Origin of the sequence: Halothece sp. PCC 7418 (genome assembly GCF_000317635.1) — a bacterium.
In the GTDB taxonomy this organism is placed as follows: Bacteria; Cyanobacteriota; Cyanobacteriia; order Cyanobacteriales; family Rubidibacteraceae; genus Halothece.
The window spans coordinates 3,733,851-3,746,428 of the sequence record NC_019779.1; the positions used below are offsets into that span (position 1 = coordinate 3,733,851).

Here is a 12,578-nt window from a genome sequence, read left to right on the forward strand (position 1 = left end):
TAAACTTCGTTAAATCCCCACTATTTTTCCAATTGGATAGATTAAGATCACTGAGCATCTATCTAGAAATAGAGATTATTGATATTCATCACTAAATTTATTATAATTGCTTAAATTCGTTAATAAAAAAAAATGGTGTGAGAAATGATACGTACTAGTATGAATTTTACTAACTTATTTAAGGCTGCTCCGATCCTTTTCAGTGCAGCTTTCATCGCTGGACAAGTAGAACCTGCATTTGCTCAAACGGCTGAAATTTCTGAACAAGAGCTTTTAGAGCAAATTGATACCTATAACACCCAAGGCAATAGTAATTCTTTAAATCAAGTTAATAGTGTATTTCAGCTTCGTGATGTTTCCCCTAGTGATTGGGCTTTTGAAGCACTCCGCAACTTAGTGGAACGTTACGGTTGTATTGCTGGTTATCCTGATGGAACTTATCGCGGTAATCGTAGTCTCACTCGTTATGAATTTGCAGCAGGATTAAATGCTTGTTTACAACAAATTGAGCGTCTCATTACTGCCAATCGGGGCGGTGAAGTCACCCGTGAAGACTTAGCGACCCTACAACGTTTAACTCAAGAATTTGAAGCAGAACTGGCTACTCTCGGCACTCGGGTTGATAACTTAGAAGGTCGTGTTGGTTTCTTAGAAGATAATCAGTTTTCTACAACTACCAAGTTAAGCGGTGCAGTTGTTTTCGTAAATAGTATTGTTTTAGGTGATGAAAAACCTAATGGTGACGATATTGATAGCAACATTGGTTTCCTTTATGATACTGTTCTTGACTTAGAATCCAGTTTTACTGGTCGAGATGAATTAAAAGTGAGCCTCCAAGCATCTAATTTTGACGACGGAGATCCTACGACTCCTCCATGCTTTGAGGTGACTGGCTCAGGAACATTGGATACTGTTCTTGATAACTGTGAGGCTACTGGAGGGAGTTTTGTTCTAGAAGATTTAATTTATAGTTTTCCTCTTGGTGACAATATTCAAGTGGCAATTGGTGCTAATGACTTTGACCCTGATTCCACTTTTGACTACAACTACGGGCGTGGCGGTGAACTCAATGATTTCATCCTTGATGGTGAAGAAGCAATCACTGATGGTACTGGTGCAGAAGATGGTGTTGGAATCAGCACTAATATTGCCTTAAGCGACCGCCTCTCCTTTGGGATTGGCTACACTACAAACGACTCCAATGCCACTAATCCTGATATTGGTCTCTTCCAAGATTACAGTGCTGCTGCTGGTCTCAACTATAGCGGTGACAACTTTGATATCGGTCTTGCCTATAACTACACGGAAACCGTAGGTGATAATACAATCGTATCGAGCTTCATTGACAACGCTCTTGGTGCTGACACTGCTGCTTCCTTCAACGAAGTCACTCAAAATTCTGTTGGTGCTCGGGGTGCGCTTCGTCTCGGTTCTCGTACAGAAATTGGCGGGTTCGTTGAATATATTGACTTAGGCTTTGAAGATACAGCAACTGATACTGAGCTTGATACCGATGGCTGGTCATTTGGTGCTAACCTTGCATTTTTTGATATTGGCAAGGAAGGTTCTAAGTTAGGGATTGCTTTTGCCAGTCGTGGTCAGTTTGAAGATGCTGAAATTTCAGGTGCTCCCGATGTGACTTTGCAAGAAGATCGCACTTACATTGCGGAAGTTTCCTACGACTTCCCAGTTAATAATAATGTTTTCCTTACCCCAGGTTTCTTTGCGGTTTTTAATCCTAACCGTGATCAAGATAACGACACCGTTTATGTGGGCGTTCTCCGCACTAGCTTCTTTTTCTAAAAGTTTAGACTGACTGAATTTTTAATCTCAAAGCCTCTCTTTCTGTTTGAGGGAGGTTTTTATTACTTTTTAAAAGATATCGATATCTCGGAAATGAAAGCGAACAACACCAAGATTTAATGTAATTGGTTTATCGCCTTCTGGAATTGCTGTTAAGCCAAATAAATACACACCGCTTGAATTAGGATTTTTTTTAGGGATTAAGCCCACGGTGAAGGTTGTTCCTGGCATTAAAGGCTCTGTAAAGGTGATGGTAACTGTCTGTGTTTCTTCATCAAGGGATGTCTCTTGGATAGCAAGTTTTTGTCCTGAGTTGCGGTTTTCTCCTGTAAAGGCGATTGTGTCTTCAAGTTGATACCTGATACTCTCAGTGGAGCGATGTTGTTTGATTTGTACGGCTTGTAAGCCTTGTCCAGCGTTGGCTGGGAGTGAAAAGGTGAAGTAATGTTTAGCGCCTCGTGCTCCTATGCCATTTCGGGTTGTACGAGCGCGAAGTACATGGGGTGACTCTTTAAATGTTGCTCTCTGGTTCGGTTGTTGGTTGGTATTATCAGAACTAGTTGAGGAATTATTAGAAGCATTATTGGCAGCTAACTCTGGAGGTTCGGAATTATTAGCAGGACTAGTTGAGGAATTATTAGAAGCATTATTGGAGACTAACTCTGGAGGTTCGGAATTATTAGCAGGACTAGTTGAGGAGTTATTAGAAGCATTATTGGCAGCTAACTCTGGAGGTTCGGAATTATCAGCAGGACTAGTTGAGGAATTATTAGAAGCATTATTGGCAGCTAACTCTGGAGGCTCGGAATTATTATCAGAACTAGTTGAGGAATTATTAGAAGCATTATTGGCAGCTAACTCTGGAGGCTCGGAATTATCAGCAGGACTAGTTGAGGAGTTATTAGAAGCATTATTGGAGACTAACTCTGGAGGTTCGGAATTATTAGCAGGACTAGTTGAGGAGTTATTAGAAGCATTATTGGCAGCTAACTCTGGAGGTTCGGAATTATCAGCAGGACTAGTTGAGGAGTTATTAGAAGCATTATTGGAGACTAACTCTGGAGGTTCGGGAGCACTTGGAACGAAAGCAAAATTATTATCGAGAGACGTGGAAACCCAAGGTATTTGTTTGCCTCCAGTTTCTTGCTTCACCATGCGTCGGACATCTCTCATCATCAGTACGATATCTTGACCAGGTGTGCTCATCCCTTTGAGTAAAGCACCCGTAAATGTTCCGTTACGACCTTTACCATCAGAAGCAACATCCCCAGGTGCAGTGGCATAAGCAATTAACATTCCTTCTGCTCTTACCTCAGCTAAGCCTTGAGAACCTGAGGAACGCCAACCCCGACTAAAGGGATTATTGCGACAAGCATCAAGAATGACAATATTGACTCCATTTCCCGCATCTTCCATGCGTCCGAGGACTTTGCCTAGGGGAAGACTTTCGTAGCGAATATCTGACTCTGATTGGATCTCAGCATCAATTGGAATTAAATAGTTTTCTCCTTGAGTTTGCATCCCATGCCCAGCATAATAAAAGAGTCCAACACTGCCCGATTGCAACTCGTTCGTAAAATTATTGACAGCGGATTCCATTTTCCTTAAATCAGCGTCTGTGACTGTAATGACTTTGTCAAATCCTAACTCTTGCAACATGGCTGTGATGTCTGTCGCATCATTGACTGGATTTTGCAAAGGGCTTCCAACTGTGTAATCAGCATTGCCAATCACTAAAGCTACACGCCGACGATTATCCGCGCGATCGCGCGGATGTGACAGAAGTTCACTGCCTTCTCTCAATTCGGTTTGAGCAAACAACGACTGTTCATGCCCAATACTAAAGGCTGACAATGAACCGATCATTGCTATACCAATGGAAATGAAATGTAGCTTTCCCATAACTTTAAATCGAGCATTTCCACCCCACATAACATCTCACCAGTGAAACCAATTGTACTACGAAACATTAGGGTTGACCGTGATTGAGTCTTCTTTCTAAAAAGTCATCCCAAATAATCACTTCTTTCAATTCCTCATTCCCAAAACTTCGATAAATGCCTCCGCTATCTGCCCGTTCTCGGAGATTAAAAAGTTCTCTTAACACTTGATTCGGATTATCTTGAGGTTGTAATGTGATTAAAAGACCATCATTTCTGCAATCACCTGCATCATTTTTTGCAACACAAATTACGGGTTGCCGATTCATAGTTCCCGTTGAGATATAGCGGAGAGTTTTCGCATCAGAATGTTGCTGAAAGCGTGCCGTTACTTGATCACAACGTCGTTGCGGTGTATAACCCGTTCCCGAGAAAAACTCACTTTTCCAAATAATGAGTTCGATTCTCCCCCGTTTCGTATCAACGACCGTAACTGGTTTGTCTCCACGTTCATTTAAGCAGAAGTATTGGATTGATGGTTGAGGTTGGGTTGCTGTTGTATTGGAGGGAGATTCACTGTCGTGATTAGGGGAGGATTGGGATGGATTTGTTCCGCTTGGTTGGTTGAGATTTACAACTTTCTTTTGAGAGTTGCCCTGACTATTTTCGATTAATGAATTATCAAAAAAATGCTTTAATACGTCTTCGGTATTAATTTTATTTTTTAACATAATGAGAAAACCAAAGTTATTACCTGTACAGTTTCCCGATTGATTGGCAGTACATAGAAAATATTGATTATTCAGCGTGCCAAGAGCAATAAACCCCAGATTATTATTACTCATTAAACGTTGCAAGCGAGAAGAAAATTCTAGACACGCTTTAGCAATATCGTCACCATCAATTAAGGATTCGACCTCTTGCCAATTAATCAGTTCGATGGCTTGATTTTTGCCTTGAAAAGTGGTTACTAACTCACCCTCTTTAGAAACACAGTTATAACGATTGGATTGAGCGACAGAAGAAGTTGAACTGATCAAAAAACTAGATAAAAGTGTGGTTGCAATTATAAGGGGGCTAATCAGGCGATTGATCATTGATCAGGAATCTCCTTTCTTTAAACAATCTTTAAATATTAGTGTGTTTAGTCTGTTAAGTTGCTATCGAATCGAGCAAGTGCTTGGTATTACTGAGGACAAAATCCAGCCTCCACAGCATATTCATCTTGGCACAGATCAACGACCTCTTTTTCTTGAGGTTGAGAGGGCGTGTTTTTTGGGGTTGAAGAAGGTGACGGTGAAGGAGTGGTTTCCCGTGGAGAAGGTGGCTTTGGTGTTCCTGTTTTAGCAGAAGAAGGAGGAGTAGCTACGGGTTGAGAACGACTGCGAGCATTAGCTAGACCGTCTTCCACATCTTTGAGCACTAATCGGGCTTGTTCTTGCCAATAGGGATAACCTTTCCCAACTTGTTGTAATTGTTGGGCTTTTTCTTTGGCCTGTTGCCATTGTTCATTATCTAAGGCAATTTGCGCCGTAGAGAGTAAGTTTTGGTTGTTTTCATGGAGTTGTTTCAGTTGTTGTTTTTGCGCGATCGCGCTTTCTCGAACTGGGTTAGAAGGAGCAAGAGCAGCCACCACGTTGTCAAAGTTCTCTAAATTTCCATTTTTCTGATAGTCACTCACTCCTTGTTCTACCAGTTGATTTGACCAATCTTGAATCTGGGTTTGTGCTTGCTCATAAACACCACTTTCGGGTTCAATGTCTTCAGTCAGTTTCAGGGCTTCTGAATATTGTTCAGCACGGGCGAAAGATTCGGCTAAAGCAAGAGAGCATTTGCCATAAAACTCTACTTTCAACTCTTGAATGCGTTGGATGTCATTGCCAGAATCACTGTCAACTTTGTCGAGACAGTCTTGGTATTCTTTTGCCTCGAATAAGGAGGTGACTTCATTTTGGAAGGTTGCAACTTGCTCTTGAGTTTGTTGTTTCTGCTGAGCAGTCTGATGACGATCTAGGCTATACATTCCCACACTGGCAAGAATCAGAATCACCGAAGCAATGCCCAAATTTTTAGCAAGAGGAGATTGTAACCAAGTCACCATGGAATTATTGTTGGCTTTAGTTTTGGGGGATGACTGCTGATCCATAGAGGATGATTCTTGAGAGGGGGTTGATGAAGACTGATCTTGAGCCACAGGTTGTTGCTGAAGTGTCTCTTGTTCTGCAATTGTTGAGTTTTGTTTAAGGGTTTCTTGTTCTGGTGGAGAGGTTGTCGCCTGGGGAGAAACCGTTTCTGATTGCGATTTCTCAACAGATCCTGGGGTAGGAGTAATCCCATTCAAGGCTTCCGACATAATCACTGAGGTTTCCTCAGCATGGGAGTTTGTGGTTAATTTCTCTAAGGCTTCTATGACTTCCCGCGCACTTTGGTAGCGGTCTTTAAAGTCATGATGAATCATTTTTGATAAAACATTTGCCAAGCCAGAACTAACCGTCACTCTGGGTTGAAGCTCGCCCGCTTCGTTTTCTATCTGTTGCCAAACCACTTTCCCATTTTCGTCTTCGGGTAAATCAATGGGGTTAACTCCTGTTATCGCCTGAATCGCAACCATACCCAGTGCAAAGATATCGCTAGATGGGCGCGGTTTCCCTCGGATTTGCTCGGTGGGCATATATCCCCGAGTCCCAATGGCGACCGTTGATTGTACTAGCTTGGTTTGAAACGATTCTTTGACCGCACCAAAATCCACCAGCACAATTTTCCCATCTTCACCGCGTCGGATTAAATTGGCGGGTTTGATATCACGATGGATAATGGGAGGGCTTTGGGAATGAATAAAGTCTAATAAGGGAAGGCAGTCTTGGAGAAGGGCAATCACGGCTTGTTCCGACCACTGTTGACCAGCACTCAATTCTTGATCTAAGGGGGGCCGTCAATGAAGTCTTGCACCAGATAAAAGTCTACCTTCTCTTCAAAGTAATCTTTGAGGTAAGGAATTTGATTATGAGTTCCCACTTTCGCCAGAGTGGCTGCTTCTTTCTCAAAGAGTTTCTTGGCTTGGGCAAAATGGTTGGGGTCTTTGACTAAGGGTTGTAACTGCTTGACGACACATTTGGGCTGTGTGGGAATATTTTCATCCTCAGCGAGAAAGGTGACACCAAATGCACCTGACCCAATATTTTTGAGGATGCGATAGCGAGAGGCTAAGAGTTGGTTTTGAATAGTCATGGTTGTGGGTAACCAACTGGAAATTTTTTTAGATCTTCCAAATGGCAATCTTTTCTCCTTCCACAACACTAGCAAGGGTTTGACCATTGGGGTGCAATGCTGTCACGCCTCGGTAAGCGGTTGGGATTGCCATTGATAAGACTTCTTCGGCGGTGGTAAGTGACCAGAGTTTAATCCATTGTTGGTCATTAATACTGGCTAACAATTGCTGATCGGGGCTAAAGGTGAGAGCAGAAACAATTGATTTTTGAGTGCTAATCGTGCTTTGTTCTTCTCCCGTTTGCACGTTCCAGAGTTTGATGGTTTTATCGCCACTGGTACTAGCAATGATTTGACCGTCTGGAGAAAAGCTCAGGGCGTTGATGGCAAGTTTGTGCGCGGTAATGGCGAGTTGTTCTTCTCCCGTTTCTACGTTCCAGAGTTTAATGGTTTTATCGCCACTGGCACTGGCAATGATTTGACCGTCTGGAGAAAAGCTCAGGGCGTTGATGGCAAGTTTGTGCGCGGTAATGGCGAGTTGTTCTTCTCCCGTTTCTACGTTCCAGAGTTTGATGGTTTTATCGCCACTGGCACTGGCAATGATTTGACCGTCTGGAGAAAAGCTCAGGGCGTTGATGGCAAGTTTGTGCGCGGTAATGGCGAGTTGTTCTTCTCCCGTTTCCACGTTCCAGAGTTTAATGGTTTTATCGTCACTAGCAACAGCTAGCAGGCTGCCATCTGGGGAAAAAGCAAGGGCATTAATGGTTTCAGAGCAAGGGAGGTGAGAGATTTCCTGTTGAGAAATCATTCCCCATAAAGCGGAGGAAGCAACTGTTTCTTGAGATGTTGAGGAAACTGGTGTTGGAGTCTTTGCTTTCTCCTCAGTTTTTGTGGTTGCTTGTTTGGTTTCGGGAGAAGGAGAGGGAACGGATTCTTTTGGTTGTTCTACGGCTTCTGTGCTGGGTTGCGAAGTGGGGGTTGCGTTTTTTTCTTCTGCTGTTGATGGCTGCTCTGTTGCGGAAACCTCAGCGGATGGTGCTTCTGCTTTTTTCGGTTCAACAGCCTTGTTGTCTTTCTCTTGTTGCTGCTGTTCTCCCACAGGATCTGATTTTTCTTCTTTTTTGGCTGTCTCCTGTTTAGCAGGTTGGTGCTCTTTTTGTTCCACAGCAGGATCGGCTTTTTCCTCTACTGGAGGTTGAGAGTCGGATTTTTCTTCTTCAGGAGTCGAAACGGGGATAAAAACGGTTGTCGGTAAGGCGGAATGCTCAAAAATTAGTTCGGGTCCTTTATAACCAAGAGTGACGCGATCGCCAGATTTAAGGGAATACCAACCTTCAATCCGCTCGTCATTGACCAGTGTTCCATTGGTTGTCCCCGTATCTCGAATTTGCCAACCAGCTTCTTGCCCTTTTTTGATGTACTTAATTTCCGCGTGACGGCGGGAAACCGTGACATATTCCATGGGATTAAGAGCAATTTGGCATTCTGGCGATCGCCCAATGACGGTTACCTCTTCTGAGGAGAGAAAATATTGTTGAGTTTTTGATTCATTTTGGGATGAGGAGGAAGGATATAAAGTTAAAGTAGCAACAAGATTAGAACTTGCATTGGACATAATTGTGGTTTCTCCTAGTGATAATTCGTTCCAAGTTGGAGGCATTTCAGCAGGGTTTTGAAAAATCAGGGGTAACCAACTTGCCCCTGGAAACTCTCCTTCAATACCTTCTAGTCTTTCTCGGGCTTCTCTGAATGATAGGTAGAGGGATTGTCCTCGGGAAAAAGCAAATAAAAAATGTTTTAGAAAAATCTGAGCAACGCGATCGGGCACGGGCTCTCGCATTAAAATCATTTGCGGAAAGTGTAAATCACTTAACTGATTAGCTAACCCCAGTCCTTGACAAGAGTTAAAAATCGCTAACTGTAATCCGCTTTTGAGCGCCCGATTGAGAGCATTTTTAAGCTGAGTAATGGTGATTTTTTCTGTGGGATTAATATAAATTTCTCCTGTTTCACCATCGGCTTCACTACGACTATGTCCCGCAAAAAAGAGAAGATCCCATCCTGCTTGATGCCACAAGTATTCATTTAATTCTTGACGAGAGGGCTCGACTAAAAAAACGACGTTTGCGCCTTGTAAATTTTCTAGTAAAGCGCGATCGGTTTCAACATCAATCCCTAAACTATTTCCTAAAATTGCTAAAATTCGGACTTGTTTAGCAGGGTTAATGACTCGTCTTACTGATTTAAATTCGAGGGCACTAAGGGCAACTTCTGCATAAGGATAGTCTTGGAAAAATTGCCAAATTGACCAAGGAATTTTTCTCAATTCTTGATCTGAGGTTTGAATAATAAAACGAATTTGATCATGAAAATTAAATTCTTGGCGCAAGTTACGCTCTATTTGTTGAAAGCCATCAGAATTCAACCACTGATCAAGACACTGTTTGAATTGTGTCGCAACGGTTAATAAATCTTCTTCTGAAGCATGAGTCAGATCAGTATCATGAATGAAAATGCTACTATCTTCTTGCCGATTCAGATTGGGTAATTCGCGACTGCCTAAAGAACGTGACTGATACAGTAGATGGTAAATGGATTGCCAACGTTGATAATAATCAAGTAGTTCTGGTATGGGGGGTAAATGCCCCGTTACTTGCATCAAGTAGTTTCCCGATTGCGAGCTAACGCTAACAAAAGGAAATCCCTGATGTAAGTTTCCTGTACCTAAGTTTAAGATGGCTAATTTACTCATAAGACATTCTAGGTGGCTATCCCTTACCGCTAGTTAGGGAATTGCCACTTTCAAAGACTCGGTTAAGATTAAGTCTCCTCGGGTCACTTGCACTTGAATAATCCCGCCTTTTTTACAGGTGAATTGCTTCAGTTGAATCATGGAATCGTTATTTCTGGCTTGTACCTCTTGAAGCATTTGACTAAACCGAGATAATAATCCTAGTTTGATATTTGTTGGTAAATATCGTTGCTCATTGATGGACTGCAGTTGAATGCGGATTCCAACTTTGTCTTCACTTTTAGGACGAATGCTGACAATCAGTGCAACTTGATTTTTAGAATCTTCTCCTAAGTCTAACAGTTTGATGCCCTGAACCATTTCTGCTTCAAGAGAATCAATTTTTCTAAAACTATAGGCAAGATTGGGAGTTGATTGAGCTTCTACTAACTCTTCTAGAGACTGCCATCCTGCTTCAAAAACCTGTTGAAACCATTGTGCCAGATGAGTAATTTGGGGTTGCTTCGGTGCAGTGGCTAATAAATGTTCTAACTCCTGTTTTTTTCTGGATAACTATATAGTAAATAACGCCACGTTTGATTGATGAAAAGGTTTCCCCAATGCTGGAATGGCATCGCTAGTCTTAATATATTTGCCCTTTCATACTGAATGTTATGAATAAAATGTGCTACTTCATTAGCAGAAACTTGGGGTAAGGAATCCACTTGCGGAGGCATCTCTTCAGAGAGTTCCCACATCACCCACATTGCGGATAAATCTTCAGTTAAGGCACTCATTTCAAGGGAGTAGGTTTTATCAAGGGGATCAAAATGTCCTTGTTTGGATAATTGTTCATGGGAGGCAAACCCTGAGATTCTTAAGAAACAATTTTCGACATCAATATGGGCTGCTAAATAGTAATTTCCCACCCATTCGGGAAGATCAACCCATTCTTGATCAACTCGTAATTCCTCTGCTGCGATGTCTTCGCTGGGGATAATAATTAATCGGGTTTGATTGAGAGTAATGGCAAGACCATTGATTAGTTGCCAGAGATAAGGAAATTCATCGGCATCGGGATACGTTTTTAATTCAGCATTTTGGAAAGTGGAATCATTTTGTAAATAATTTATCATTGTCTCAAGACACAACGCATTGAGAAAGGCTCGCCAACGACTGCTTGCATCTTGGTATTTAAAGTTTGCGGTTTCTTTCCAAGCGCGATCGCGCTGCTGAGGACTAAATTCTAAGACCAGTTGGTCGGGATACAGTAAAGCGACATCATCTAACATTAAAGACATCAATTTCTCCTTATAGTTTTGCAGAAAGGGTGGCTTTATTTCGAGCAAGCCAGTCTTTGAGAAAGTTCTCTATTTTCTGAAAATAGGACTCATAACTGGTTAGTTTAATTCCTAGTCTTTTTTCAATTTCGACCACAAATAGTTCCCGAATTTTTTCTAATTCATTTGTTTCTGAAACAGGCTGTTCAATTTCTTCTAAAATTTGTTGTCTTTCTTCAGAACTAAGGTGATAAAAAATTACCTCCTCCAGAATTTGGGTAAAAAAGGATTTACTGTAAAACTCTAAATAGCTTTTTAAGTAAGCGAGTTTCTCTTTAGAACAAAATTCAGACTTGAAAGATTTAGTCTTTTTAGGATTGGATTGCTTCGCTAGATAAGCCTGAGCAATCAAGGTTAAGATATCTTTTTGGTAGCGTTGAAATTGACGCGCAACCTGATACTGTTTTTGAACCCCAAAGGAAGCGAGAAAATCTTTTTGGTTAATATCTAATCCCAACCATAATAATAAAGAAAGAGAGCCAATGGGGTCAATCCCATTGAGTGCTTCTAAAATTAACTCTCGATAAGCATTCAACTGCTCTTTTTCTTCTTGTTGAAATGCAACCTGCCAAGGATTTTCAACTAACGGAGAAGATTCCTCGTTGACTGAAGGAGCAACTTGCAGTGCATCCAAAGAAATTGCCTTTTTTCTGTCTCCTTCTTGGGTTGCTTTTAAGCAAGTGTCTAAAACCTCTTCAATCTCTTGCCGATTTAAAGATTTCGCTTTTAATTTAAATGCTTTTGCATAGTCTTGATAAATACTTTTCAACCTAGTCAGTTGTTCCTGATTCAGGGATTGAATAGAAGAACAACCCTTTTGACCATTCTTAACAGAAATTTCGTCTAAGACATCTTTAAAAGATTGCCAAACTAAACGATACCGAATTAACTCATCACCAGAAATCCCCCACCGCCGTAATCCCTTTTCCAGTTGAGTTGCTGTCACTGATTTCAGAAAGCCATATCCTGAAAGTTTCAGAGATTTAGATTTTAATTCTTTGGCAATCTGATGTTTAACCAAACGACATAAAGCCGTGTAAGCATAAGACTGGGCGGAACCGCCTGCGTTAATATCAAAACTTTTCAGAAGTTTCTTTGGATACAGAGCTTGTTCTAAAGCTAAAACAAAACACTCTTCTAGGGGATACTGCAAATCAATATTAAACGATTGGCTCAGTTGATAATGAACTTTCTTCGCTGCACGCCAACTCGGATTTTGTAAGTAACAAAATAGGAAATGTTGACAATAACTACTCCCTAAAATTGAATAAGTCCAGTAAGGAACTCCCTTCTCTTGTTTTAAGGGATAAGTGTTTTCTTCAAACGAGCGAAGGGTTTGCAGAAAAGAGTTAGTCCAGTGGGCTTCAGAATCGTTTTCACTACCACTAAAAACATCTGCTATTAACTCTTGCAAAATGGGATGAGAGTAGTAGATGGGAACAATACGATTGGTAGTTGAGTTAATTCTCAGATAAATGAAACTGGAAAACTTTTGAAGAATTGGCTCATGATTAGACATTACTTTAATTTAATGTAGAACTGACGATGTTAGTGAGCACAGCTAAAAAAAGATGCTGTCCTAACTTTAGAATAAGATAGAACAGCGAATTGATAACA

The 12,578-nt window shown here is 41.3% G+C and carries 9 protein-coding genes; 1 reads left to right on the plus strand and 8 read right to left on the minus strand.

Going from position 1 to position 12,578, the window contains the following annotated elements:
• Nucleotides 1-144: 144 nt before the first annotated feature.
• Complete coding sequence (locus tag PCC7418_RS17070) at nt 145-1,803, plus strand: iron uptake porin (RefSeq protein ID WP_015227438.1); 1,659 nt, start codon at nt 145-147, stop codon at nt 1,801-1,803.
• 69 nt (nt 1,804-1,872) lie between these two features.
• Here PCC7418_RS17070 and PCC7418_RS19560 read toward each other — a convergent pair whose 3' ends face one another.
• The 8 genes from PCC7418_RS19560 to PCC7418_RS17105 form a co-directional block, all read right to left on the minus strand.
• Nucleotides 1,873-3,669, minus strand: coding sequence for a DUF2808 domain-containing protein (locus tag PCC7418_RS19560; RefSeq protein WP_015227439.1), 1,797 nt, complete (start codon nt 3,667-3,669; stop codon nt 1,873-1,875).
• Between the two features lie 103 nt (nt 3,670-3,772).
• On the minus strand, nt 3,773-4,780 hold the full coding sequence (locus PCC7418_RS19565; protein ID WP_015227440.1) for a COP23 domain-containing protein: 1,008 nt from the start codon (nt 4,778-4,780) through the stop codon (nt 3,773-3,775).
• A gap of 89 nt (nt 4,781-4,869) precedes the next feature.
• Complete coding sequence (locus PCC7418_RS19570) at nt 4,870-6,594, minus strand: protein kinase domain-containing protein (RefSeq protein ID WP_051030563.1); 1,725 nt, start codon at nt 6,592-6,594, stop codon at nt 4,870-4,872.
• Nucleotides 6,595-6,602: 8 nt separating this feature from the next.
• On the minus strand, nt 6,603-6,911 hold the full coding sequence (locus PCC7418_RS19575) for a hypothetical protein (RefSeq protein WP_171814926.1): 309 nt from the start codon (nt 6,909-6,911) through the stop codon (nt 6,603-6,605).
• Nucleotides 6,912-6,939: 28 nt separating this feature from the next.
• The gene (locus PCC7418_RS19580) at nt 6,940-9,642 is read right to left on the minus strand and encodes an FHA domain-containing protein (protein WP_015227441.1); all 2,703 of its coding nucleotides are present in this window, start codon (nt 9,640-9,642) and stop codon (nt 6,940-6,942) included.
• A gap of 33 nt (nt 9,643-9,675) precedes the next feature.
• Complete coding sequence (locus PCC7418_RS17095; protein ID WP_083885417.1) at nt 9,676-10,134, minus strand: DUF1822 family protein; 459 nt, start codon at nt 10,132-10,134, stop codon at nt 9,676-9,678.
• 35 nt (nt 10,135-10,169) lie between these two features.
• Entirely contained in the window at nt 10,170-10,922 is a 753-nt protein-coding gene (locus tag PCC7418_RS17100; protein WP_041596312.1) for a DUF1822 family protein, read from the minus strand.
• Nucleotides 10,923-10,932: 10 nt separating this feature from the next.
• Nucleotides 10,933-12,480 carry a hypothetical protein gene (locus PCC7418_RS17105; RefSeq protein ID WP_015227442.1) on the minus strand — a complete coding sequence of 516 codons (1,548 nt, stop codon included), beginning with the start codon at nt 12,478-12,480 and terminating at the stop codon, nt 10,933-10,935.
• Nucleotides 12,481-12,578 lie beyond the last annotated feature (98 nt).